Annotated in this window: 21 protein-coding genes, 1 tRNA gene and 1 pseudogene; 12 read left to right on the top strand and 11 right to left on the bottom strand. The window is 45.3% G+C overall.

Annotated elements, in window-relative coordinates; genetic code table 11:
• Positions 1–40 precede the first annotated feature (40 nt).
• The 6 genes from ACJJIV_RS18540 (at position 41) to ACJJIV_RS18515 (ending at position 8431) form a co-directional block, all read left to right on the top strand.
• Positions 41–3289 (top strand): type I restriction endonuclease subunit R, encoded by a 3249-nt coding sequence (locus ACJJIV_RS18540; RefSeq protein ID WP_444889896.1) that lies wholly within the window; start codon positions 41–43, stop codon positions 3287–3289.
• A gap of 1001 nt (positions 3290–4290) precedes the next feature.
• Entirely contained in the window at positions 4291–5415 is a 1125-nt protein-coding gene (locus ACJJIV_RS18535; protein WP_444889895.1) for an FG-GAP repeat domain-containing protein, read from the top strand.
• 124 nt (positions 5416–5539) lie between these two features.
• Entirely contained in the window at positions 5540–6397 is an 858-nt protein-coding gene (locus tag ACJJIV_RS18530) for a delta-class carbonic anhydrase (RefSeq protein WP_444889894.1), read from the top strand.
• Positions 6398–6673: 276 nt separating this feature from the next.
• Positions 6674–6750: transfer RNA gene (locus tag ACJJIV_RS18525), tRNA-Arg, on the top strand.
• Positions 6751–6924: 174 nt separating this feature from the next.
• A complete protein-coding gene (locus ACJJIV_RS18520; protein WP_444889893.1) occupies positions 6925–8094 on the top strand; it encodes a patatin-like phospholipase family protein in 1170 nt (389 codons plus the stop codon).
• Positions 8095–8149: 55 nt separating this feature from the next.
• Positions 8150–8431, top strand: a complete 282-nt coding sequence (locus ACJJIV_RS18515) for an EamA family transporter (protein WP_444891728.1) — start codon at positions 8150–8152, stop codon at positions 8429–8431.
• Between the two features lie 101 nt (positions 8432–8532).
• On the opposite strand, the gene ACJJIV_RS18510 is transcribed toward ACJJIV_RS18515, so the two are convergent.
• The 3 genes from ACJJIV_RS18510 to ACJJIV_RS18500 all read right to left on the bottom strand — a co-directional run bounded on the left by ACJJIV_RS18510 (position 8533) and on the right by ACJJIV_RS18500 (position 11505).
• Positions 8533–10569: an acyl-CoA synthetase gene (locus ACJJIV_RS18510; protein WP_444889892.1), complete on the bottom strand. Its 2037-nt coding sequence runs from the start codon at positions 10567–10569 to the stop codon at positions 8533–8535.
• Positions 10570–10649: 80 nt separating this feature from the next.
• Positions 10650–11030, bottom strand: coding sequence for a tautomerase family protein (locus ACJJIV_RS18505; protein ID WP_444886631.1), 381 nt, complete (start codon positions 11028–11030; stop codon positions 10650–10652).
• Between the two features lie 10 nt (positions 11031–11040).
• Positions 11041–11505, bottom strand: a complete 465-nt coding sequence (locus tag ACJJIV_RS18500; protein ID WP_444889891.1) for a hypothetical protein — start codon at positions 11503–11505, stop codon at positions 11041–11043.
• A gap of 193 nt (positions 11506–11698) precedes the next feature.
• Between ACJJIV_RS18500 and ACJJIV_RS18495 the strand changes: the two genes are divergently transcribed.
• Positions 11699–12130 (top strand): winged helix-turn-helix transcriptional regulator, encoded by a 432-nt coding sequence (locus ACJJIV_RS18495; RefSeq protein ID WP_444886633.1) that lies wholly within the window; start codon positions 11699–11701, stop codon positions 12128–12130.
• Between the two features lie 463 nt (positions 12131–12593).
• Here the strand turns inward: ACJJIV_RS18495 and ACJJIV_RS18490 are convergent, their stop codons facing one another.
• Together ACJJIV_RS18490 and ACJJIV_RS18485 are read right to left on the bottom strand one after the other, a co-directional pair.
• Positions 12594–13847 carry a Y-family DNA polymerase gene (locus ACJJIV_RS18490; protein ID WP_444889890.1) on the bottom strand — a complete coding sequence of 418 codons (1254 nt, stop codon included), beginning with the start codon at positions 13845–13847 and terminating at the stop codon, positions 12594–12596.
• Entirely contained in the window at positions 13848–14237 is a 390-nt protein-coding gene (locus tag ACJJIV_RS18485; RefSeq protein WP_444889889.1) for a LexA family protein, read from the bottom strand. It abuts the gene before it with no gap.
• Positions 14238–14630: 393 nt separating this feature from the next.
• On the opposite strand from ACJJIV_RS18485, the gene ACJJIV_RS18480 reads away from it, so the two are divergent.
• The 5 genes from ACJJIV_RS18480 to ACJJIV_RS18460 all read left to right on the top strand — a co-directional run bounded on the left by ACJJIV_RS18480 (position 14631) and on the right by ACJJIV_RS18460 (position 18577).
• Positions 14631–15164 (top strand): mechanosensitive ion channel family protein, encoded by a 534-nt coding sequence (locus ACJJIV_RS18480; protein ID WP_444889888.1) that lies wholly within the window; start codon positions 14631–14633, stop codon positions 15162–15164.
• A gap of 273 nt (positions 15165–15437) precedes the next feature.
• The gene (locus tag ACJJIV_RS18475) at positions 15438–15713 is read left to right on the top strand and encodes a hypothetical protein (protein WP_252082264.1); all 276 of its coding nucleotides are present in this window, start codon (positions 15438–15440) and stop codon (positions 15711–15713) included.
• Positions 15713–16255 carry a hypothetical protein gene (locus ACJJIV_RS18470; protein WP_252082265.1) on the top strand — a complete coding sequence of 181 codons (543 nt, stop codon included), beginning with the start codon at positions 15713–15715 and terminating at the stop codon, positions 16253–16255. Before ACJJIV_RS18475 ends, ACJJIV_RS18470 begins: the two co-directional genes overlap by 1 nt.
• Before the next feature lie 156 nt (positions 16256–16411).
• A complete protein-coding gene (locus ACJJIV_RS18465; protein ID WP_252082266.1) occupies positions 16412–17284 on the top strand; it encodes an AraC family transcriptional regulator in 873 nt (290 codons plus the stop codon).
• Between the two features lie 126 nt (positions 17285–17410).
• The gene (locus tag ACJJIV_RS18460) at positions 17411–18577 is read left to right on the top strand and encodes a patatin-like phospholipase family protein (RefSeq protein ID WP_444884347.1); all 1167 of its coding nucleotides are present in this window, start codon (positions 17411–17413) and stop codon (positions 18575–18577) included.
• A 507-nt stretch (positions 18578–19084) separates the two neighbouring features.
• Here the strand turns inward: ACJJIV_RS18460 and ACJJIV_RS18455 are convergent.
• The 6 genes and pseudogenes from ACJJIV_RS18455 to tnpB all read right to left on the bottom strand — a co-directional run bounded on the left by ACJJIV_RS18455 (position 19085) and on the right by tnpB (position 26499).
• Positions 19085–19669 carry a hypothetical protein gene (locus ACJJIV_RS18455; protein WP_444886638.1) on the bottom strand — a complete coding sequence of 195 codons (585 nt, stop codon included), beginning with the start codon at positions 19667–19669 and terminating at the stop codon, positions 19085–19087.
• Between the two features lie 212 nt (positions 19670–19881).
• Positions 19882–20472, bottom strand: coding sequence for a hypothetical protein (locus ACJJIV_RS18450; RefSeq protein WP_252082271.1), 591 nt, complete (start codon positions 20470–20472; stop codon positions 19882–19884).
• Positions 20473–21121: 649 nt separating this feature from the next.
• Positions 21122–21424 (bottom strand): DUF1330 domain-containing protein, encoded by a 303-nt coding sequence (locus ACJJIV_RS18445; protein ID WP_444889887.1) that lies wholly within the window; start codon positions 21422–21424, stop codon positions 21122–21124.
• 914 nt (positions 21425–22338) lie between these two features.
• Positions 22339–24990 carry a CBM96 family carbohydrate-binding protein gene (locus ACJJIV_RS18440; RefSeq protein WP_444889886.1) on the bottom strand — a complete coding sequence of 884 codons (2652 nt, stop codon included), beginning with the start codon at positions 24988–24990 and terminating at the stop codon, positions 22339–22341.
• A gap of 528 nt (positions 24991–25518) precedes the next feature.
• A pseudogene (locus tag ACJJIV_RS18435) lies at positions 25519–25686 on the bottom strand (hypothetical protein); the annotation flags it as partial.
• A gap of 690 nt (positions 25687–26376) precedes the next feature.
• Positions 26377–26499, bottom strand: coding sequence for an IS66 family insertion sequence element accessory protein TnpB (gene tnpB / locus ACJJIV_RS18430; protein ID WP_444889885.1), 123 nt, complete (start codon positions 26497–26499; stop codon positions 26377–26379).
• Positions 26500–26608: the final 109 nt, after the last annotated feature.

The raw sequence follows: 26608 nt of genomic DNA, 5'->3' as shown, positions 1-26608 counted from the left end.
CCGGATTCAGTCGCACAATGGACAGTAGAGAAATACCGCTGTGGAAAAAGCCAACGAACACACCTTTCAAAACGATATCATTCAACAACTGCTGGCCAACGGCTGGTTGCTGGGCCATTCGGAGCACTACAACCGCGAGCTGGCCCTCTACCCGGAGGATCTGCTGGCTTTTATACAGGAAACCCAGCCACAGCAGTGGCAGAAGTACTGCGACTTGTACCCGAATGATACGGAAGAAAAGTTCCTGGCCCGCGTCGCCTCGCAGCTAAACAAAGCCGACCCCAATGCCGCCAATAAAGAACTGCGCACCTTCGGTACCCTGGGCGTACTGCGCCACGAACTGCGCGATCGCAGCACCCGCTTTAGCCTCTGCCAGTTCAAGCCCGATCACAATCTTAACCCGGATACCCTGGCCCGCTACCAAAAAAATCGCCTGCGCCTGGTGCCCGAACTGGTGTACAGCCCCTGGGCGAGCAGTGAACATGAAAACGACAGCGGCGCTCGCGCTAAGCGCTGGCGTATCGACCTGGTACTGTTCGTCAACGGCCTGCCCATCGCCACCCTGGAACTTAAATCCGAGTTTAAGCAGGCGGTGCAAAATGCCATAAAACAGTACAAGACCACCCGCCTGGCCATAGATCCCGATACCAAAAAGCCGGAACCCCTGCTGAGCTTTAAGCGCGGTGCCCTGGTGCACTTTGCCGTGAGCCAGTACGAGGTCTATATGGCCACACGGCTGGAGGGGCAGAACACCATCTTCCTGCCTTTCAATAAGGGCACCAAAGCCGGCGGCGCCGGCAACGATGTACCCGCAGATATCAACCGCTACGCCACCGATTACCTGTGGAACCAGGTACTGCTGCCGGATAATTTACTGAATATCCTCGCGCGCTTTGTTCACCTGCAAATTGAGGAGAAGGAAGACTGGGAGGGGCGCAAGTACAAGAAAGAAACCATGATCTTCCCCCGCTACCACCAGTGGGATGTGGTGAGCAAACTGGTGGCTGCGGCCCGCGAGGAGGGCCCCGGCCACAAGTACCTGATCCAACACAGCGCCGGCTCCGGCAAATCCAACTCTATTGCTTGGTGCGCCCACCAGCTGTCATCGCTGCACGACGACCAGGGCCACAAGCAGTTCGATTCGGTGATTGTGGTTACCGATCGCACTGTGCTGGATGCCCAGCTACAGGACACTATCTACCAGTTTGAACACACCGATGGCGTGGTAGGGCGGATCAATAACAAGGAGGGGGATGGCAGTAAGTCGGAAAAACTGGCAGCTGCCCTGGAAGGTTCCCAGCCGATTATTATCGTGACCATCCAGACCTTCCCCTATGTACTAAAGGCGATCGAAAACAGTGTCAGCCTGAAAACGCGCAACTATGCCATTATCGCCGATGAAGCCCACAGCTCCCAAACCGGCGCCACCGCGCGCCAGTTAAAAGAAGTGCTGATGATCGATGCCAAGGAGGACGGGGAAGAGGCGCTGAGCAGCGATGACCTCCTCGACGCCGCCGTGGCCTCCCGCCGCGCGTCGAATAACCTCAGCTACCTGGCCTTTACCGCAACCCCCAAGACCAAAACCCTGGAAATATTTGGCCGCCTACCCCGCCCCAATGAGGCGCCGTCCAAAACCAATAAGCCCGAGGCCTACCATGTCTACAGCATGCGCCAGGCTATTGAGGAGGGCTTTATCCTCGACGTACTGAAAAACTATACCAACTACAAGGTGGCCTATAACCTGGCCATGAAAATTGAAGGCGGTGATCAGGAGGTCGAAAGTAAGAAAGCCAAGGTGAAGCTCAACCAGTGGGTGCGGCTGCACGATTACAATATCAGCCAGAAAGTGCAGGTGATTGTTGAGCACTTTAAAGACAATATTATGGGACTGCTGGGCGGCCAAGCCAAAGCCATGGTAGTAACCGGCTCGCGCAAGGAGGCGGTGCGCTATAAGCTGGCCTTTGACAAGTATATTGCCGATAGGGGCTACCAGAAAATCCGTGCTATGGTGGCCTTTTCCGGCGAGGTGGAGTTTAGCGAAACCGATCCCGGTTCGGCCGGCATTATCGGGGAGAAATTCACCGAGCACGCCATGAATCCGGGCCTCAAGGGCCGCGATATGCGCAAGGCTTTCGATAGCGATGACTATCAGCTGATGATTGTGGCAAATAAATTCCAGACTGGTTTTGACCAGCCCAAGCTCTGCGCCATGTATGTGGACAAGAAGTTGGGCGGGGTGGAGTGCGTGCAGACCCTGTCGCGGCTCAACCGCACCTTCCCCGGCAAGGCGGAGAGCGGCACCTATGTACTGGATTTCTACAATGACCCTGAAGATATTCTCGCCGCTTTCCAGCCCTACTACCAGACCGCCGAACTGGCCAACGTCACCGACCCAGACCTGATTTTTGATCTGTTCGACAAGCTGCGCGCAACGGGCATTTTTACCTGGCCGGAAGTAGAACAGTTCTGCACGGCCTTTTTTATCAAGAGTAAGAGCAACGCAGCGATTGCCAATATCTGTAAGCCGGCGGTTGAGCGCTGGCAGAGCCGCTACAAATCCGCCCTAGCCGCCTATAAACAGGCCAAGGAAATGTTTGAGCGCAGCAAACGTGCGGGTGATGCGGTACTCATCGCCAATATGGAAAACAGCTTTAAGGCGTGCAAGCAGGAAAAGGACGCACTGGAGATTTTTAAGAAGGACCTGGGCAGCTTCGTACGCTTCTACGAGTTTATGTCACAGATTGTCGATTACGATGATAAAGACCTGGAAAAGCTCAGTCTCTACGCCCGCAATCTGCGCCCCATGTTGCGCGAAGCGGTTATCGAAGAAGACAACATCGACCTCAGCAATATTGCTCTCAGCCACTATCGACTCTCCAAAATCCGCCAACAACACCTGGAGCTAAAACAGGATAGCCCCGAATACAAGCTGGTACCCGGCGATGGATTGGGCACCGCCAAACCCAAAGATCCCAAAGAAGAGTTTCTCTCCCAACTGATCGAAAGGCTCAATGAATTATTTATCACCGATCAGCTCACCGATGGGGATCTGGTGAATTATGCCTATACCGTGAGAGACAAAGTCAGTGAGAACCAGCAGGTGATGGAGCAGCTGGCGAATAACACTGCTGAGCAGGCCCTGCTAGGGGGCTTTAGCAAAGCCGTGGACGACGCCATCCTGGAAAGCAATGATGCCCACCAGAATCAGATGATGCAGCTTCTATCTGATCCAGAAAAAATCAAGCAGTTTTCCCGGCTGGTGTTTGATTTGTTGAATAGGCCGGAGTGACTGTCACGAAAAATGGGTTAATGCCGGTTACAAATATATAGTGGGTATTGCCATAGCATGGCTCTCGGGCCTTGAGCTTTCCGTTTCCGCCCGCTTTAGCAACCCAGGCCATGCCAATCTATAGGTAGGGGATGATCCCCTACCAGCAAAAACACATAAACGCCCTCGAATTTTTATGCATCTTGCCAGCTTGTAATTTTTTCAAGAAGAAATACCTCAGTAGATAATTAGTGTTTTCGCTCTCCCCATTGAGTACTTCCATCTAATGTCGTTCTTTCAGGGCGACTGGTTGGCATCAGCTCCCGTAAGATTCCCAGCTTACCCATGTTGAAAATAACTAGCCTGCATCCAATGGGCCCCTTTACTATTGCCAAGGGTAGTATTTGTTATAACAACCCAGGCATAAAATTGTGGGCATAATGGAGACATGAATACAATATAACTTTAAATCTCTTTTACAAAAGAGCCGCGCAACCTGTATGGGGTCTTTACCAGCAGCTACCCTGACACACTGAGTCTGCATTTAAATAGATTTTGACAATACATGGTTAATAGTGACTACTAGGGACCAAAAGATATTTTCAAGCGCCAACAAAGAGCAGCCTGATTCTTTTAAGCAGCCATAATACAGGAAAACCCAAGGCTTTATTTTAACTGCACAAGCACAATCAAGAACAGCTTGAAGAACCCTCCACCTTAGAGCTCTGACATCAAAAAAAGAATTTTCCCTGAAAAGGCAGAATAACGCTTAAGGTCGATCACGGGTATTTTGCACTGCACATAATATTGATAAGTTATTAAGTTATGACAACATCCATTTAGCCCCACACAAAATTCAGATGCTGCCAAATCAACCAGAGGTTAACAAATCAGTCTCGATTAATTGCCTAGAGCCAGATAAAGTTCTAAGCCGGAGATAATTAAACTTAGTCAAGTCTAGACCAGAGCATCCCCTTAAAACTTGTTATGCACTCACATAAACCTTAGAGAATCATAAGAAAATGAACTTAACTAAATATATTCTTCTAACACTCTGCTTTATGTCTAGCGCTTTATACTCCGCGGGCACAATTAAAGTAGAAAATATATCTTACTCTGCTTCCATACTTAAAGTTGGTGCCGGCCAACCTGCAATTGCAGTAACTGACCTTAATTCAGACGGAAATCAAGATGTAATTATTGCAAACAATTCGGACAACAACATAGTAACCTATCTTTCCAATGGCAATGGGACTTTGACACTAGCGGGAGATTTCCCCGCCGGTGACAGCCCTTCAGGTCTATCGACCTCTGACATCAATGGCGATGGGAACGTTGATGTTGTTATAGCCAACCACGAAACCTCATACGTCACCATGCTATTAGGAAATGGCAAAGGAGGTTTTTATCCTGCACCGAATTCACCATTAAACGTGCACGTAACACCTCACCCACATGCCGTCCGATTAAATGACCTTGATGGTGATAACAAAGTTGACCTGATTGTAGACAACCGTAATCACGAAGGTTTACTCGTTCTCAAAGGACACGGGAATGGTGATTTTAAACTGCCAGGTAAGACTATCAAAGTGGGAGGAGACCCCTACCGGGGGTTTGCCATCAAAGACTTAAATAAAGACGGATACTCCGATTTGGTGACACCCAATCAGAATGACATAGGCATATTAATAAATAATAAATCCGGCAAGGGTTCTTTCAGCTTAAGTAGTCTTGCGCAATCCGAAGTGCCATTTAGCGTTGAGGCGGCAGACGTGAACGGAGACGGAAACATGGATTTACTTGTAGCGAACAATCGCAATATCATTACTATAATCCCAGGAGATGGTAGCGGTAGTTTTCTAAAAAAGAAACAAATCGAAATCCAGGCACCTAATGGCGCCAAACAGATTGCAGCGGGAGATCTCAATGGCGATGATATTGACGACGCTTTAATCAGCAGCTGGTCAGGTGAAATTCTCGTTTTAATTGGAGGCTCGACAATCAAGTCGATCAAATTTAGGAATACGAACACTCCCAATCCGTGGGGAGTCGCACTTTTAGATTTAAACAAAGACGGTAAAAGTGACTTTATTGTTGCGGATGGCAACAGTAATTTAGCAGCTGTGTATATAAGCCGGATAGAGTAACAGATGCCCTATTGGATGTAATCTAAAGTTACTACTACAGGCATTGAAATCAATTATCAGCGCAACACATTCATATAAATACAATCAATCTCTTAACTACAGTAAACCGCAGAAGGTTATCACCGTGAAAATAAAATCTCTTTTTGTTTTAACTGCAACGACAACCGTAGCCTTCAACACTAATGCACTAGACAGTGGTGGCGCAGTATCAGATGAAGCCATTGCAAATCAACGCGCGAATTTAGAGAAGAACACCACAGGGAGAAGCTTTGGCCCGCAATCACCACGAGATATTGAATCAACTTCCGGAAACCATACGATTTTCTTCGCTGCCGCACCAGCTCATACAGTTATGAATTTGTGCAACATCCATTTTCATAAAAATGCTGAGCACAAAGGTGGAGAATTTACCCAGTATGCGGGCAACGGTGATGGGCATGGCTTCCTGTCAGGTTTTAAGTATTCCGGCACCCTTACCGAGACCGAGTTAGCCCCACCTAATCAAGAAGTGTGCCCAAGCGAACATGGCAGTCTTCATCCTGGAGATACCATTGAAGTCCATTATGTCCACTCATCCGCCAAAATTAAACCCGGCCCAACCTTGGGTTCCTGCTTTAATGAAGAGATTAAGAATCCACAATTGCGTGTAGAAACGCAAGTTTATGTCTTGGTGAATGATTCCACGGCTTTAGATTTTTCAACATTAACCGCCCACGATGAAAAAAGTGGTTTTCAACAAGCCTTGGGCATTCCCAGCAATACTGGAAAGCCAATTCAGTATTCAGGTTCCACCACCGGTCCAGATTACAATGAACAAGGCTCCCCTTATCAAGTCACCTGGAGTGTCCGCCCCAACGTTGCCAAGGTCAACATTACTTCTGTGGGCAACTGGTGCAAGGACAATATCTTTAATGAAGATCATGCTCACGGTGTAAGGAATCTGATCCAGAACCCCAAGCTTCTCTCCGAGATTAAACACTAAACACCCATGGCAAGAATAAAACTACCAGCGTGATCCTATCCAACAACAACGGACGCGCCACTAAGCGGCTAACGACCCCTCAAACAGCTCAAGGCTACTTATGTATTGATGCCAAGTAATGCCATAGCTAAACCACCCCGCTTCTCGGTCAACCGGAGTAGGAGCTGACCACTACTCTCCTTTGCATGATGGTCAATATTTAACCTCAAGTACTCTTTTTCATAAAAGTACTTGACGCTCCATGGAGAAGTCTATATTGTGCGCACCCTCAACGACGCGCTCGTAGCTCAGCTGGATAGAGTACCTGGCTACGAACCAGGCGGTCGGAGGTTCGAATCCTCCCGAGCGCGCCATTTCAAAAGGGCTTGCATCTCCGGATACAAGCCCTTTTTTTATTTCTTTAGTAGATAGATTCACAAGTAGCGATTGCAGGCATACGACCATACACTTCGCACTAGCCTAAGGTAATCTCGGCTTCGGCCCGGCAGCATTCACCAACTCTTTAAGTAAGAGTGGCCTACAGTCTTATGCTTAAGCGTGCGATTTTAGCCCTGCTCTGTATCCTTGTAATTTATATTGTTGCCGCTTACGTCTACAACAAGCACTTTACTCAGTCTGCCACCTTCAAAAGCTCCCCCTCCGAGCCCGAACGATCTGAAAGCCTGGATTACCTCAAAGAAAAAGACACCATCAAAATCTTGATTGTAGATGGCGGCGGTGTCCGGGGGCTCATCCCCTTATATGTGCTCAACTATATCGAGAACAAACTAAACAAACCTATTAGCGAAGTTTTTGATGTTTATAGTGGTGTATCCAGTGGTGCTATTGTAGCCAGCGGCATCAACATCCCTGAAAAATTTATTCCCAAAAACTACACCGGGCATGATTCTGCCACAGAGTACTTGATACAACTCTATAAAGAAGAAAGTGACTATTTGTTTTCCTCACCCTGGTATCATGATCTATTGACAGGCTGGGGGCTTTTTTCCCCCTCCTTCATGGGGGAACGACTCAACCGTGTACTGGAAAACCACTATACAAAGTCGCTTTCTTTTACAGACTTAAATAACTTTGTTCTTATTCCTGCACTGGACATTCACAGTGGTGAAATACACCTTTTCAAAAATCGTGGGGATGCAATCAAACAATTACCTACCGACAGCTTATACCAACTTATCACGGCAGCAGTCAGTGCCGAGACCGCCTTTCCCCCGGTAGTCTTCAAAACACCAGAGCAAACCAGAGTGCACCGTTACTTTGCCGATGCAGGTCTAGCCATGAATAACCCCACCAGTCTGGTGTTACTTGATATCCTTAAAGAGTTCCCAAATAAAAACTACTACGTTCTAATATTGGGGGCAGGTTCACCACCATTGGCCAGTAGCGAGGTAGATTATAGCGAGCTAAAAAATTGGGGGCGCATTCGCTGGATACGAGATGCTTTTTCTAATATTCAGAGATATATGGACCTTCAACAATTATACGCTCTTGATCTCGCCCAACATTTCTCCGATAGCGACCGTCTGGAATACGATTATCTCAATATCGAAATTGCTGATCCATTCGTCGATATCTTTGACTACGATTCCCTACACCATTTAAAAATTTATGCCGACCGCTTGATTGAAGAAAATCAACAGGACATACAAAGAATTATCGAGCGGCTCAGCCAGCCTGATGGAACATCTTCTCAATAGAAGCTCATGACAAGTTCGAACATTTGAGCATCTATTTTTTGTTCTCTCCTATTTCCTGGAGAGCCAAGACCCGTTAACTCTAATTATTAGTGCCAATCAGAAAACCTGGCTATCCCTTGCCTTTGTCAGTTACATCTCCACCCTAATTGCTTTCGCAATTTGGGGCAGGCTCCTTAGATCACATCCCGCTGTAGCGGTTACCCCTTTTGCTCTATTGATTCCAGTAGTAGGTATTATCACTTCTAGTATTATCCTGGACGAAAAGTTACAGACCATAGAAATTATATGGCTTTGCGCTGATTATGGCTGGGCTTATATGCAACTCCTTATATGGTAGATTATTAGGGCTGGAAAAGCCCCTGGACAAACCGATCAGGCTCCCAAAGATTGAGTAGACTTGATCTCGATGCTCTCAAAGAGAGAGCCCTCAGAGAAAGATTAAACAATTTCATATTTAAAGGTGTAGGGCGCAAGCTGTTCCGCAAGGGCGCCCTCCAAGCTAGGGTTCCCTCCTGTGGTAACCCTGGCAATAGTGCCAAGTACCTTATCCTGCTCCACCTTTACCTGGTTGCTGGCAGTGACCATTTCTGTTCCCCTCACCAACTGATCAATAATCCCCTGAACACACAAACGAATCTCTTCCATTTCCAAAGCGGGCTTGAAAATCTTGCCAACCGCTGTAGTAGGGAGTTCGGCACGGAGCACAATTCTTCTGGGAATGGCCGCTCGCTCAGTAATATTTCCTTTGGCATAGGTAGTAATTGCTTCAAGCAGGGCTTTGGCCAAATCGTCCATTACAACCTCATGCCCTTTGATTATCAGGGGACTAATCGCTTCCTCTGATAACTTGACGTAGGCGACAGGAACCTCTCCCGCGTGGGCATCTGGTGTACCTACCGCTGCGGCCATGGCAACGGAAGGATGCTGGCAAAGCACCTCTTCTATCAATTTGGGCTCAATATTATGCCCTCCACGTACTATCAACTCTTTTTTTCGGCCTGTGAGCCAAAAATAGCCATCTTCATCCTGCCTGCCCAAATCCCCGGTGTTAAACCAGCGCCGCCCTTGAGCATCTTTTACCCATATCCCCTGGTTATGCTCAGGGTTAAGGTAACCATTAAATACATTATTCCCATGAATCAGCAGATTACCGATTTCATTGGTCTGGCTATACCGAATGAAATTGCCTTGCTCATCCAGTTGGGCACTTCTCATCTCTTGCAGCGGTAAACGCAGTCCGATTGAGCCCACCTTCTTAACGCCATGTGGTGGCGTGAGACTGCTAGCGCAAGTGCCTTCCGTTAAACCATATCCCTCTACGATTTGCACACCGGTTATACGCTCAAAAGCATTAAAAACCTCTACCGGCATAGGCGCCGCGCCACACAAAGCCATTTGTAGGGAGGAGATATCGCACTGATTTACTGGCTGCTGCAGCAAAGTGGAATAAACTGTGGGCACAGCGCTGAAGCTGTTCACGCGGTAGAACTCAATAATTTTCCAAAAATTACTGAAGACATCCTCACCTCGGTAACCTTGAGGGGTCATTAATACCACTTCGCAACCATTAATAAAGGCTGCTAGCCCCGTCACAATTGCCGCATTCACATGAAAAAGTGGCAGGCCACACAAGATAACTTTTCCTGGCCCCATAATGTCGCCAGCTACCAGACCTATACTTTTTGCATTGGCCAGTTCATTCCCGTGTGTATGGGTAGCAATTTTTGGTAGGCCTGTTGTGCCCCCGGTACAAAATAGAGAGGCGGTATCATCACTGTGGATACTGCGTTTGAAATTCAAGTGGCTAGATGGTTGCTGCTTAAGTGCCGACTGGTAGGCTATCCGCTTTTTACCTTGCAGCGGGGGTAGCCGTCTGCGGTATTGATACTGTATCGCACTAGCCGCAATACCTTTAAAACCACCTGCATGATAAGCTGGGTCCACATAGAAGATATTTTTAACTTCAGGCAAATTTGGCAAGATACTTTCAATTTTTTCACAGATATCGGTACCAGGAAAAGGGCTCAAGGTAACGATAGCCTTTGCCTGGCTATGCCGAATCAGCTCTTCTATCTGCCTGGCCTCCAGTAGCGGATTAATGGCCAATACTTTAGCGGCCGCCTCTGCCCCCCAGAGTACATAGTGCGTTTCTGGTAAATTTGGCAGTACAAATGCAACCGTATCATGTTCTTGAATGCCAACACTATTCAATAAATTAGCAGTTTGAATAATACGTTCAGCCAGTGTTTGATAGCTGATCTTTACTGGCTTTCTATAATCTTTGCCTGAGAGAAAAAAAGAAATCGCTGTTTGCTGGGAGTAACACTTGCACGCAGCCATTATTGCTTCAAAAGTGTTGCCGCTGAATTTTTCAGTAAGCGCTTTAAGGTTGGAGAAATCTTCCCCCTCTGGTTGCTTGCCCGTTAGCAAGTAATTTTCCAAAGCCTCAATATCTTTCAAAGTTGAAGTGGACATAATATTACTCCCTGATAGCCAATCAGAATGTGGCTGTATTAAATTATTTTTTATTTTGATAGATAGAAAGCAAAGCGAACCTAGCTGGATTGCTGTGCGAGCCACTCCTGCTCGTCTCCGGGCTCCGGCATAACTGCCCCGCCCTCAATCACCCAACTGGCGGGAACATCAATAAGATCCACCTCACAACGAGCTGATGAACAACCCAAAAGCTGAGAGGCCATTTTTATAAAGCTATTAGCTAGAGCTGACTTGATTTTATCGCTACGGCCTGAGCGAATGGAACCCAGAATATGAAGACTACTCTTTGAACGCAAATGAATGCCTCGACTAAATACAACCTGTACAAATTGCGCGGGCGCGCCGGTTATTGTGCAGTGAGCTTCTGTGACCCCGGAGACAAGAGCTTGCTGCTCGGAGCCGGATAGTGGACGCTGGGTGGAAATCGTGTAAAGCGGCATTTGCGGCCTCTTATAGATTGATATGAGTGTTGAAGTGCCCCGTGGTGCTTTTGGATCTCACTAAACGCACCAGTGTTTTGGCTAGGTAGGCAATTTGCCGCAGCGGCGGCATACGTTTGCGATTTGCACTTAGAAATTTCCTGCTGAGAGACTGGTCAGGTGCAGTAATAACGACCTCGTTTTTATTGATCCCAGTGGTGACACACCACTGCTCCAGCAGTTCGTATAAAAACGGGTGACGCAGTTCGTTTGATGTCCCATCAGGCACGGGAGCCATCAGGGTAGCCACCGAAGATTTCTCTCCGTTCATAAAGGCCTGATCTGGCGGAACCTCCATCCACACCAGCCTGGGAGTGACGGACTGGTCCAGGTGACCCCGGTAAGCCCGCCGTATCACCTGTTCCAACGCAGCCTTGTTGAAACTTGCTTGCGAGCCCTCGACCAGAGCGCATAACACGATAGGTTTAAAATGCATTTCACCTCCAGATAAGTTTCATTTTGGAACCAATTTAATGCCATTAAGTTCCAAAATACAACTAAAATTGACAGGCTATCGGCCGATCTCTCAATAACCTATGGCAATATGACGGCCCGAAGCGGCTTCCAGGAAGTTTTGTTTTGGAACTGGCTTGTGAGACCATGGCGCCTTGAGCAACCCTGGGACTGCTATGAGTGAGAGTAAACCCGCTGTTCAATGCGGGATCGAAGAGGCACTTTCTGTAATCGGCGACCGCTGGAGTCTGCTCGTTGTCCGCGATGTACTGAGAGGCGTTAATCGGTTCGACTCACTTCAGGACAGCTTGCAGATATCCCGAAATATCCTCACACAAAGACTCTCCAACCTGGAAGAAGCCGGCATTCTGGTTAAGGCGCCCATTAAGCCCGGAGCACGGCGTATGCTGTACAGCCCTACCCCAAAATGCCTCGCGCTCGTTCCCGTTTTGGTTTCTCTGATTGACTGGAGCGCACACTGGTCTGAGAAAGCCAATGTGCGCTGGTCCCGTGTGATTGATAAAAGAACCGGGGAGCCTGTTCAGATAGATTTGGTGAGTAAAGATGGTAAGCCGGTATCCCTGCTGGATCTGGATTTGAAATACTAAAGAGCAGCGGGTTAAGACCCACCGAGGGGCCTGCTCTCTCCACGCTTACTTATCTCGCTACCCTCCCTCGTTCCCTCCCCTCGCTCACGGCTTATAGCTAGACTAGATTTATCGATCGGTAACCAATCCTAACCACCCGATGCAACTTTATTGTGATCATTGCGGCCAACTCTGGAATATCGAGGATTCAGCGCTTATTTCAATACAGGAAATCCTCCGCGCTTTTCCCGATAGCAGAATTAGCGCAAAGCTGATCAAAACTTTAAAACCAACCATTGGCCTCCCCATGATGGCGGTGAAGCAATTCGCAGGCCACAAGACCTTAAAGAGCGGCCACTGTTTCTTTTGCAATACTCAGCTGGACAATATTCCAATTCTCTTCAAAAACTGCAGCAGCTGCGGAGCGCTAAATCTCGATATTCCAAAGCAGGGCCAGCGAGACCCTTATTAAAAACACACCTTCTTAAACATGTACTAATGGCAGGGCCTCCCAGCGTGTGGTGTAGGCGGGTGAGCGATAAGCTTGACGCATCTTCCAGTGCTTATGCACCCCCTCAGCCCCTAGAAAAAGAGTGCCGCGGCCAAAGCGTTGGTTGACTCTATCGAGGGCCTGCATCATCTCCGCAGCACGGGCCGGCTGGCCGGCGGTAAACATATCCCCTTGCCCCAGGGAGCTGGGCACCAGCTCCACCAGGCCCACACCGGCTTTCATAAAACGATGACCAGGGCGGTAAAGCTCGGTTATGGCCCCCTTGGCCAGGCTCGCAATCAAGCGGGTGTCATTAGTGGCATAGGGGCACTGTACCAGCGTACTGCGACTGTAATAGTGGGGCTCGTGGGGCGAGGTGTGCAGAAAGACATGTATCGAAGCCACCAAGCACTCCTGCCCGCGCAGCTTTTCTGCCGCCCGGCTGGCATAGAGACTAACTGCCTGCAGAATGGGCTGTAGTTCACTCAATTTCTCGCCAAAAGAGCGCGTGCAATAAATCTGTTTTTTTGCCGGCGGCTGCTCCTCCAGATTCAGGCATGACACCCCATTTAATTCCTCAATGGTTCGTTCAATATTGATATTGGTGTGTCGGCGCAAGATTTTAGGATTGGCCTGGGCCAGGTCATAGGCGGTCTCTATACCCAAGCGCCCCAATCGCTTGGCAAGACGCCTGCCGACTCCCCAGACTTTATCGACCGCCATGCGTTTCTGCAGCCATTGCCATTTCTGTGGAGTATCCAGGGCACAAACCCCGTTGCACTTGGCAATTTTTTTCGCTGCCCGATTGGCGAGCTTGGCCAGAGTCTTACTCGGAGCAATCCCCACACCCACCGGCATACGTACATCGCGCCACAGAGTTGTGCGAATCCGCTGGCCGTAATCCAACCACTCCTCCTGTAAACCATACAGATTCAGAAACATCTCATCGATACTGTACACCTCCACCTCTGGGCTAAAGCCCTTCAGGGTCTCCATAACCCGGTGGGAAATATCGCCGTACAGTGGATAGTTGCTGGAGAAGATGGCCACATTGTGCCGCCGCAACAGATGTTCAATCTTAAAGAAGGGCTGCAAATCGCCAATCCCCAGCGCCTTGGCCTCTTTTGAGCGCGCCACCACAAAACCATCATTATTAGAGAGCACCACCACCGGCCTCCCCCTTAAGTCGGGCCGGAATATCTGTTCACAGCTGGCATAGCAGCTGTTGCAATCCACCAGTGCCAGCATTCAGAGAGGACGGTGATAACGAATAGAGGCTTTAACCACCCCTTCAACAATCAGTTCCTGTCCTTCCCAAACCGGTATCGGCGGGTAACGATCGTTGGCCGACAGCAACCGCCCATGGTGGCGATCCAGTACTTTGCAGGTAAGTTGACCATCCAAAGCCACAACCACCACATCGCCGTGTACTGGCGTTAGTGAGCGGTCAACAATCAAAAGGTCGCGGTCGAAGATCCCCAAGCCCTGCATGGAATCGCCATTGGCACGAGCCATAAACGTGGCCGCCGGATGAGTGATCAAATGCTGATCGAGGCTGAGGCTTTTCTCTTTGTGGTCATCCGCCGGGGATGGAAAGCCCGCGGCCACACCGTGACTGTAGAGAGTCGCTAGTTTCATAGGATTTCACTCGATACTGTATGTACATACAGTTTAGGGGGAGTTCGCCAATTCCGGCAAGAACGATGGCTGACCAGCGAGCCGCCAGCCGTGCTCGCTACAGGCCCATAGCAAGGCTACAAAAGCACAGCACACACTAAAACGGGTACCCTGTAGCAGGGACCCGCAAGGTGTAAATACCTTCTACGAGCTATTCGAATATGTTGTGAACCCAGTGCACTCTTGGGTAAAACCAGGCAATGGACCACAATCTCCCTCCAAGTGGCCGCTTGGCAGCATAGCTGCCTGGAATTATGATCCGCGCAACAGGCGGGTAATGATCGATGACAAGGCCTGCCCTAAAAAGGCAACAGCCCCCACCCGAGTGAACACAGTACGGAGACGAGACAAAAAATGAATTTGGCTATAGCGGCACTGATCGTGGCCTCCTATTTTATCTGCATGAGGCTTAGCTCCTCCGCTATCAACCGGTTCGGGCAGGCCAGGGCGGTGAAGCCCTATCGCCTCAAATATATCTCCAAGACTATCAGTATTGCCGTCTTGGTATTCCATCTGGTGCTGCTGATCAGTGCCCTGGGTTTTGAATACACCCAGGTTTCCATTTTTCTCTCCTCCGTGTTCGCAGTAATTGGCGTAGCACTTTTTGCTCAGTGGTCGATACTGAGTAATATTACCGCCAGCCTGATTATTTTCTTTGGCTTTCCCTACCGGGTTGGCGACCAGATTCGGGTGATGGATAAAGACGATGATATCTCCGGCACTATTGAGGAGATCACACTATTCCATGTTCTCATCAGGCGCGGCGAAGAATTAATTACTTACCCAAACACTTTAATTCTGCAAAAAGGCGTAATCAAAAACCCCAGCAAACAGCCGACTGAAGCACCTGCAAAGCTGCCGGAAGCCGGCCAGACTGAAGCGCAATAGCTCTCTACCTTCCCGCCCTCAATTCAGGGCGGGAAACCTGAAAGCGACAAGTCCTCTCTGGAACTTTTGTACCAACGCGCCCTTCTCTCCCATACAAAAAACCATGCCATCTGGCTGGCTACACCTAAATAACAAAAAACAGGCCCACAAAATCTCTACAAAAGGCACAAAAAAAGTTCTTACCACTTCCCATCTCCAGCGAAGTAATTTGCTTCAACCGTCTCAATAGTTAAAAATGCGCAAGATTCAATGAAATTGGCTTTAAGGGACTGCATGACCGATACCCTCAAAGATATACTCCACTTCGTACAGGAAATGGGCCTAAAAAATGGCTTGTTTGTCATTTTTTTCATCTTTGCACACTATTTATTGTTCTGGATGTACAGTGGGCGATTGAAAGATCGTCAAGTTGAAATTGATCGACTAGCGGCAGATAATAAGGAGTATCGGGATAGGTTCCTCAAGCTGATGGATAATGCTTTTTCCTATTCTCCGCCCACCAGAAAAGTGGCCCCAAAAAAGCCAGTTAATGAAAAGGAGTTTGAGTAGTGCTCTCCATATTGCTCGCGATCGCTCTTCTCTTCATTGCAATTCAGTTATACCGGCTTCATGAGATAAGAAAGCACGACCAACACCTGTTCGAGTTTTGTCAGCTGCGGAGAGATACGATCTCGTATCTCTCTAATTCCTATGAGAATCTCTCCAGAACAGATTATATTGCCCTCAGGAAGATCAATGATGCGCTGAGCAGCATCATAGCCGGCTACAAAGAACACAGAACCGTTGTCTTTAACTACCGCCTGTTTATCGAGTACCTGGATGAACTCAAAGCCTTTGAGAAAAAAGCCGAGAAGATATCCACCGGCAACAAAGATATTCAAGACCTGCTCAAAAGAATCCACTGCTCCATTTTCAAAGCCTTCCTGGCATTTACTCCCCACCTGAAATCAGAACTTGCATTTTCCCTCATGATGAAACTGATTTCCCTTGGCGTTAAGGCGGGGGTTAAATCTCTAAAAGACTACTTATTACGCCTCAAAGAAGCAAAGGTTATGGTGAACACCTTCAAAGGGTCTTCTACCCCCTGTTAGCCCCTAGTAGCAAATTTGGGGGCCTATGCCCCCGCCATCGCGTCCACTCCCCGCACCCAAACCTAACAGTCCCTTCTGAGGCGATATCCAGCAATTTTGGTCAAGTGCCAGACACACACAAGTCCTAGAATACTTTCATTAGAAGAGGTGACAGCTATGGCAGAGTATAGGGATAGGTTTGTGCAGGTACTGCACTATATTGAGGAAAACCTCAACTCCGAACTCGATATCGACAAACTCTGCCAATACACCAACTTGTCTAAATATCATTTTCACCGGCAATGCTCCGCCTTTTTTGGAATGCCGGTAATAGCCCTAATCAGGCGATTGAGATTAAAAAGGGCGGCCTATCAACTCACCTATAGAGACAAAAAGGTGGTGGATATCGCCCTGGAGAGTGGCTACGACAGCCACGAGGCCTTTGCACGAGCCTTTAAGAAACTCTTTGGCAAGAGCCCCTCAGAATTTCGCCGCGCTCCAGACTGGGAAGTTTGGCATAAGCACTATGAACCAGTTACAGCACTTAGGAGTCACTTTATGAGAAATACAGCGAAATACGAAGTAACCATTATTGAATTCCCCAAGACTCAACTCGCCGCCATGGAACATAGAGGCCCAGCCCACCACCTGGGTGCTACTATCAAACAGTTTATCCAATGGCGGAAGGCTCAAGGGCTTTCACCACGTAATAGCAGAACTTTCAACCTGGTTTATGATGACCCAGTAACCACGCCCCCTGATCAATACAGATTTGATGTCTGCTGTACCGTGCAATACCCCATTGATGCCAGTGAAAGGAATATAGTCAACAAAGTAATTCCGGCAGGGAAATGCGCAGTCATAAGGCACTTAGGCAGTGACGATACCATTGGAGCGGCTGTTCAGCATCTATACTTTCATTGGTTGGATCATTCAACTTTTGCAGTTCGTGATTTCCCGATCTTTTTTGAGCGGATAAATTTTTTTCCCGAAGTACCTGAGAGTAAAATCATTACAGATATATTTCTTCCCATAGAAGAAAATATCTAACAGCAAGGGTTGAGAAAATACAATAAATATGCAGCTAAGAAGCGTTCCATAAATCACTCAAAATAATAAAACTAATCCTACCACCTGCACTCTCTATGATATGGATTAAAGAGCACAGGTCGCCCCATGAAAACCAGCCACATATCGACCATCCTGGTCGTTGTTATCATTGCTTTTGTGGGGCTATTGTATTTCTACAATTATCGCTTAACCCAGAGCATTAAATTTAACGCTTACCCGGTTACAGACGAGTTTATTAATAGCAATGACTCTCTCAAAGACAAAGATACTATTAAAATTCTGATTATAGACGGAGGGGGTATACGTGGATTAATACCACTCTATGTTATCCAATTTATAGAACAACAGACTGGCAAGCCTATTGATGAACTATTTGATGTTTTTAGCGGAGTATCAACTGGCGCCATCATTGCCACAGGGCTCAATGTCACCCAGATACCAAATCAAGAAGGTATCCCAGAAAAAATAGACTCAAGAACTAAAACTGAGAAAGTAATCGATATTTATAAAAATGAAAGCAGATACCTATTTTCATCACCCTGGTATCACAAATTAATGAGCGGGAATGGTTTTTTCTCGCCTCGCTTTAGCGGAGAGCGCCTACGCAACACCATCGAGAAACACTATACCGATGAAATAAATTTCACTGATCTAAAAAATTACATCATTATACCTTCTTTCAATATACATACAGGCCAGTTACATCTGTTCAAAAACCGTGGCGAAACGGTTAACAAACTGCCAACGGACACACTGTATCAACTGGTCACCGCCGCAGCTAGCGCAGAGACCCTATACCCTCCTGTCGATTTTATAACTACTGGGCGGGATATTCGTCACCGCTATTACGCTGATGCCGCTATATACGCAAACAACCCCACCAGTATTATATTACGCGATATCATTAAAGAATTTCCGGGGAAAAACTACTATGTGTTGATTCTCGGATCCGGCACATCACCATTGGCCACAATGGAGACCAATTACAGGAACCTAAAAAGTTGGGGGAAAATTAACTGGCTTCAAGATCTTATATCCGGTGTGCAAAGGTCCATGGATGACCAACAACTATATACTCTGGAGATTGCAAGCTCTCTAAGTCCTAAAGGAAGAATCAGTTATAACTATTTAAACGTGGAAATTATCGACCCATATGTCGATCCATTTGACTACAAATCAATCGATAAACTAAAAATTCTCGCCGATAGACTGATCAGTGAAAACCAAGTAGAGATTGATCAGGTAATCAGTAACCTCAAGCAGAATGGGTAATTATTACTCTAAAACACCTTCCACACAGGTATAGTTTGCTTTTCATCACGGTCAACATTACTGTTTCCCGGTGAGACATTCACAGATGCGACAATCAGTATGGCAACTGGAAAATTGACGCTGGTAATATGCATGCTCCTAGTGTTTTTAGGAGCCTCCTCACTCTCCTTGGCGAGGAGTCTCAATGAGCAGGAGGCCCGCAAAAGATGCCTGCGAACCTGCAAGCATGTTTACTATCGGTGCCTTAAAAATAACCGGGAGATTCCAGCCGACTGTGTTAGCGACAAGAGATTCTGTGATTTTATTTGCTATGACGATGATCTCTATTATCGCGAGCGGGACTACCTAAAGCGACTCCATAGGCGCAACCGCTGGTATTAATGATTGATTCTGGGGCAGATCTCAAGATATAGAGATAAGAGGGATTAAATAGAGAAATTAAAGAACCAACATTCTCAAACCCCTGATGCCTTACACTGCCCCTGCACACCCAGGCAATAAACCACTTTAAAATTGCAATATTCCAATCAGTTCTCCTGAAGCATTTTTAGAGTTCAACTTTTGGACAGAGCGCACAAAGTAACCAGAGTGACTTTCTAACACATTAAGCCTTATAGTATCTCCCGCCTCAACCGAGTCAAAAAAACGTTGATTTACACATGTAGAGTAAGGCTGACCATAATCAATACTATAGCAAGTATGCCCCAAGCGACCTGTCCTCACCCCTTTACGGGTAACAACCTGCTCAAAGCTAGCCTCTTCGCCAAACGTATTTGTATAGTATGCGGGGATAGCATAATACACCGTTCCCCAAGTCAGCCCATAAGAAATTAAATACCACAGAACCCAGTAAATACCCCGAATAACAATATTCGAGCGGATTATCTTGTTTGAGGGGTGCTTATCCAGGAGAGCAGGTAGAACCCAAATCGCAGCCAAAAGCCCAACAATTACACCACCATAGCCTGGATTCTCATAGAACTGGTATCTACCAACGCTGGCAGAACCCATCAATAAAAGCACTATCGTCATGGATACCAGGGTATAAACTTTTTCTTTGCCACTGGCCCCCTCACGAAAAACAAAACTCACAAGCTAAACCTCATCAAGAAGCAATAAAAAATATAATCGGCAATCAAGACTACCTGCCCAACCCAACAAACTGGCCGCAAGGAAAGCAATTTTTACAGCGCTATTAGTGCAGATATAAGAGAAAGAATACAACTCTATTTTTAACAGCGGAACGGTAGAAAAATATAAAGCCGGGAAGCTAATAGTTAAACATCAGCCTCCCTAAAAACGCTCTAAGCATCCAGAAAGCTATTAATGGCTGTAATACCTTTATAAGCCATAACCCCCGCCTGACGTATAATCGTCTCTTTGTACTTGCTGAAGGTGGCACTTTCAGCCAAGCGATGATCTATACAGCTCATCATATTAATAACCTTAGCAGTGTGGCTCTTGTAGATCAGGGGCCCCTGAACCACAGAATAACCAAAACTTTTTAGTCCGATTAGCTCTCTACCGGTCACCCTAAAAATACGATCCAGAGGATCACCACTCTTAAAGTCTTTATTAGCAATAGTCGAGGAAGTCGGCCGGGAAACCAGTTCCACCTCAGCTTTGGCGTGTACGGCTCCCAATATCCATGCGTCATTCAAAATAATTGACCAGGTTTTTGTTCTCAACACCGAGCCGTTATCTCTTGAATTGGTTGGCCCAAAAACCTTTAATGCCTCATGCAAATTTTCAATACTACCAGCGACGATCTTTCCATCCTTAGTGGTGGCAGCATTATTGTAAACCTGCCAGCAAGCTTCGATATGTTGCGCGGTACGATCGGCCGGATTCAAAAGCCCCTCGATCTCTTTTTTGAAATCACTTTCGATATACATATATAGTCCTTTAAATCTATAAGGGAAAAATTCCAGATAGTGCGGCCACCTTATGTATTAAATGCCGAGGCCAATAGTTTCCCGCTCCACAAGAGCCCATTCCTTTCATATGGGTTCTGCCACAAGAACCTGAACACCAGTACCAAATAATATTGCCCTGACCAATCACCAAACCAGTAGCTTTTGTGAAGAGCTAGGTATAGCCACAACATGTCAGAATTGACAAATGTAACCTTTTTCGAGATTACTTGCTTACCTTCGAATGTCAACATCCTTAATGATTTTTATTAGGGCAACTAGAAGAGGCTCACACTTTTTTCTATTGAACCCCTTCTCCCCCTAAAGCCTGCCATGTGGATTTTGATAAAATTTATGATCAGGTAAATCTCAGAAGCACAAACCAAAATCCTCAAGTACCATTTGTCTATGCAACACAAATAGCACAAGGATACCAAGTGGAAAATTGCTAACGAATATAGCCCCGCATCACTAATGACATTGGATCATAAAGTGGGCCCAGACCCTAAAAATTTATCGGCTGACATACAGGGAATATAAACTGAAAATGTAAAAGAAGCCCAGAAAAGCTGGGGGCCAAAAATCTGAACCCTGGCAGGAATTAACAATGCACCCCACACTTCGCACTCCACTAAGTATGCTTTTCATAGCCAGCTATAATCGTTGTACTAAGAACCGACAACTCAAAATACTTTTTCTTTACAGCCGTATATTTAGGACTGGAGAAAAAGTCATTCATTATCTGCTCAGATGGAAACCTGATTGTAAACACACGATTTATTTTAAAATTACTCTCAGACTTCAACACCTCTGACACCCTAAAATCATAGCCAAACGAACCACCATAAGACTTCAATATAGGCCTCATAGCGTTACGATATACTTGGTAGACATCATCATTACTGACATCCAAACCTACTAGCATCTCATACATTTCAGTACTCCAAATCCAACCTTCGATTACTCTCTGGGTGATACATTTATGCCAAGGAACTTGGCTAATGGATAACTAGTCTCTCCCCTAAACCAAAATCATAAACGTTTCGCTTTACACCAAGCATAATAGGATTTTGCATTGCGTCCCAAATACATACTGCTGCACCAACAAGCCAGAAAGCCCCCAGGAATTAATAAGAGGGTGGTATTCCCTTCCTGAGAACCCAGATATAGTAAAAACACTATACTAGCCAGCACAGAGAGAAGTGATACAGCTCTATACAAAGGATTATCAAAAGCCAGTAATAAAGCGGCCGCCAAATAACTAGCAGGTATGCCAATGAGCACCCAATGCTCCCACGAGGCCGCATAAAAATACACCATAGCGCTCCCTAGTACGGCAAGTAAGAACTGCAAAAACTCCCAAGCTACTAAATATTTCGGCTTCCGTATCAGCTCACCGGATATATTTTTAATCCAGGGATACTGATCCTCTCCACGATTAAAATTTCGAAATCGGATTTTCATCAGTGTTGTGTGTCAAGTTCGGTACAAATGGCCATTGATGGATCCTAACTAGAGTTTTCTCATTAGAGACAATCCCAGCCGATATTTATTCTAGCTTATCGGCCAAGATTGAAAACAAATAAATTAATATAAATTCGTGAACTTAGAGAATGGTAGTCCTCCAAGCCCGAAGACCAAAACACAATACATAGGAAATTGTTTCAATGATTACTAAAAATTCCACCACAGACCGGGCGATACTCAGCCCGATCAAAAGCAAGTAAAACCTTAACGTTTAATTGAAATATAGTCTTTTCTTACTGTATGGAAGATTCTTCAGAGCCAAAGGCAAAGTTACCAGAGGCTCCTTGGATTTATTGAAGTTGCAAGTTGAATCTAGGCTTTTTAATTATTGTGACGTCTTCGTTCAAGCTGAAATTGGTATAAAGAATCTATCGCTAATTCATCTGCCCTATTCTCCATGAGAATAAGGTCTTTAACTTCGTGACTCCCGAAATATTTCTCACTATTATACCGGCCAACGTTTCCTTCTCCCCTTGTTCCTACAATCGCGCCCAAACCATTTAAAGAATCTGAAAGCACGATCCAAGGTGAATTTTGCCAACGCATTTGATAAGGATCTTTACTCGCCTTATTAAACCAAAAAGTATCCTGCCTATACTGTTTGCCTTCAATATTCCAAAAGATTGATTGCACAGAAGTTCTTCCAGCTTCGCGGCCAGGTCCTCCAGATGCAGAACGTGCTATCGAAATTAGAAAATCATTTGTTAAACTTACAGAGTCCACCAAATTGGACTGGCTAAACCACATATGAAAATCATTGCCCAACTGGAAATCATGCATCTCAGAGCCATCCCTATAATAACTTCCGCTAGCAACTGCTCCGAATTTACTGTTATATATAACATTGCCTGAACTAAAACTTTTTGAGATGCTAAAACCATGTCGATAATTTTTAGCCTCTACATTACTCAGCAAGCAATCATTAGCATTCATTAAAGTGAAAGCATAGCCATTTCCACCCTCTCCTAGATATTGAGAATTATTTATTTTCACATCTTTAATAGTTATGTTTTTAGAACTATTAATAACTATCCCATTAGAAAGATAATTAAATGATTCTCCGTCGAGCACGGGGTCAAATGTACTGACTGATTTTACCCATCCATCAATTAAATAATTTAAATTAATCAAGCTTGAATTGTGAACATAATAAGCTGGATTACCCTTAGTATTGTAATCATCATTTTTAAATCCTTCACTTTTTTGATAAACATAACTGACCCCCTGATCGTCTTGTAATGGCATATTACTAATTGATAGGTCCTCAATTCCAATATTTTTAATATGGGCCTTAGCTTTATATGCAATCGCACCAGAACTTACAGCTAATGAATAGCGGATAGGACTGTCTAGTGTTACGGAGTTTCCCTGTATGTTTTCTATACGCCTTAAAAAGCCGACACCTTGAACCCAATAGTGATATTCGTATGACCTTTGTGGTGTCAACTCTATTTTTGCCCGATATTGTGTGTAGTCTCCATTTTCATCTGCCCCCCAAAATCTCCACCAAGAGGCAGCTGCATGTGAGTTTATGAAATCCCGTGTTGCAAAAGATCTAACAACGATAAAGTCACCCCTTTTCAAGGAGTTTCCATTATAATTCAGGGAACCATCATCTGGATTGTAAGTTCCTTCTAGTTCGATTGTGTTTTTAACTCCAAAAACACTTTTTGCTAGTGGAATCGGTCTAGTATCGACTATTATCCTTTCTTCACCTAACTGTTGATTAAGGCTTGCCCAGTATTGATTTCCATTTTTTGGCTTTACACCAATTATACTTCTCCTTCTCATGGAGTAGTCTTCTTCTAGGTTACCAATAGCTGATTGAGTGCCCAAAATCTTAGTTTTATTTACCCCATCTCCTTTTAATACAATGTCATCACCCCATATCCAAATCACTTGATTTAAAGATATTACTCCGGAGTTTTCATAGTGACTTATCCAGGCTGGGTCTTTAGTCACTACATTTTCATTCCAAAAATGTCTCGCATTTTTAAAATACTTTTGAGCCTCTTTAAGACTCACTTGATATGGTTCACTGTTACTCTTGGCGGGAAGATAGACATAATGCTGTTGACCCGTAGTACGCGCTAGAATAATTGCATGATCAATCGCTTTTTGAATGGCTATTGTATCGTCCTGCTCATCGCCAATGCCACGATAGTCATTTACATTAAGAACATCGGAGTCTAGATCTTTCACGACTCTTGTGGGAATATTTAAACCCCGCTTATATCCGGCATATGAAAAGTCCTGTACAATTAAATCCTCTTTAAACTTCAGACTGGATTGATCGCGGGTAACTAATTCATGAATTACATTATTATCACCTAGCTTGATATTAAGTTTAGGTTTAAATTCACTCGTTCCAGCTTCCAGTGAAGCTATATGCACCCAATGGTTCGCAGTAGATCCACTAATTTCATTTAGCTTAAGCCTAAGAACGACCTCGTTTGTTTTGGTATTTTCAATTTGCCAATTTATTTCTTCGGTCACATCAAAGGAGTACCACTTCTTTGCTTTATCTACATGTAATCTATTACGAAAATAGGAGGCTTCTCTGCCTAGATTATCCCAGCTTGAATTTTCATCAAGCTTGTCGAAGTTACTTTTGTAGAGTTCAATATACTTTTCAGTCCCGACTCCTGCACTAGAAACATATATCTTCAGTTCGGCTTTTTCTACTGGATAATTAGTCTCTGAAAATTTAAATTTTAAATATATTTCTCTTTGAAATTCATCAGATGATGCCCACTTTGCCATCAGAACAGGTTCCGAGTAGTAGGTGTCGCTAGCATAGTTTCCGCCGCGTATATAAGTATCAAAGACTGGAAACAGAACTCCTGTACCATTTTTTACATTTATCTCAGTGTAATCTCTGCCGTGAGATACTTGACAAAACAAAAAAGCAGATGCCAGCAATTGACACAAGAAAATTTTAGCGAATCTGAATGTGATACAATTTTTTTTCACTTTAAAATGTTTCCTCGAAAAATTGTGATAGTTGAGACAATAACAAGAGAAGCAGACCTTCGCTGATTTTCAATTAATAAATGATGTCTGATCAGACATGGCACTAGGCTAAGCCGTAGTAGTTCAGACTTGACCTGACAATTACCAGTTTTTCAGAAGGTACTCTATCAGGTCAAGTTTAGCTTACGAATATTTTCCTTTCTGGTCTTTTTATCCTTTCTAAGGGGTGTCATCGGTATACTACCACAACACTTTTTAGCCTGATTTGTGCGGCTATTATTATAATATGTCAGTCATTGGACCAGTTCCTTTTGTAGCTCTTCTATGGATTCATAGATCTTACAATCCAATGAAAGCTGAAAAAATTCTTGTGAAATGGTTTTATGGAAGCGCTCAAAGATACTATTCGTTTGTGGAAGTCTAGCTTTGTAAGCGATCTTGCCTGGTCATGAGTAAGGATTCTATTTGAGACACCCAAGCTGGATATTAAAAGATAGCAGTACAACAGATTAGCAGAGAGGAATTACTTCAAGTACCTCCGCGTAATACCTGAAAGTGGAACTTGGCTGTGCAAATCAAAATGTAGTGTGAGCACAGCGCTTCAGCGTCATTGAGCGAAGATGCAAACAAGACGTTCTTCTGAACCATAACAAAGGATTTGATTTCCTGCTCGGTCAAATTGCTGCCAATCTCTAAGCGACCATCATTGGATGATTACACAAAACTCATACCAATATTTCAGACAGTACTTTATTCCCTTACCCAGTGAAGATTTTGGTGGCACTTGCGGGTGGCTCTAATCGAGACAGAATGTGAAGGTGGCCATTATGAGTTTGGATTATTGCTGCCATAATTTATGCCTTTTTTCAATAAGAGATGGTTGTCTTTGGCTGTCCGTCCTCCTGCTCAAACAACAACGCGAAAACTGGATCAGCATCATTTTCCTCTACGGAACCTTCACCCAAAAATTCTGCACTTTAGAATAGCAACCCCAGTAGATCCTCAGGGTCTTCGTGCACTCAGAGCACCGGCCAAAGAGAGAATGCTGCAGCTATTTGAATTGAAACAATAGCTGACGGTAAGCCTTTTCAAATTGCTTGCATAGTTGAATACGAGAGTTTTACTTCACATGTAAACTATTCAATCGGGAACTGTAACGTATCACCGGCAGCCATTGTGTTTCCCTATGTTAATTTATGCGTGGGTTATACCAAGGAAAACCACTCCCCAGGCTCAACAGGCATCAACAAAATCATGAAAAATATACTATTTTTGGTTCTTAGTACTGAGTAAAATCCAATCCGGAAACAGCCACTGTAACTGCGGAGTCGACAACTATATTACGTAATTTTAAATACCAGGAAAGACAAGCCTCGAATTCTCATTTCAGTTATAAAGGAACCAGAATCCATCATCTTCCCAGTAAAGCATGCGAACTTTATCGACCTTTTTATTACGAATAATAAAAAGATGAACGGATGTCGCACCTTTGTGTAATGTATCAGCCATCAGCCTGCTCTCGAAAATCGATCGGCTAATGTTAAACCCAGGCTGTGATGTTAAACGAAGCCACATCGTATTTGCAGACACATAAGAGCATCGGTTTTCACTAACAACA

The sequence above is a fragment of the Microbulbifer mixtoriginis (SeqCode) genome (assembly GCF_052466765.1).
Note: the sequence above shows the minus strand (reverse complement) of the source record. Positions and strands in the feature narration are given on the sequence as shown.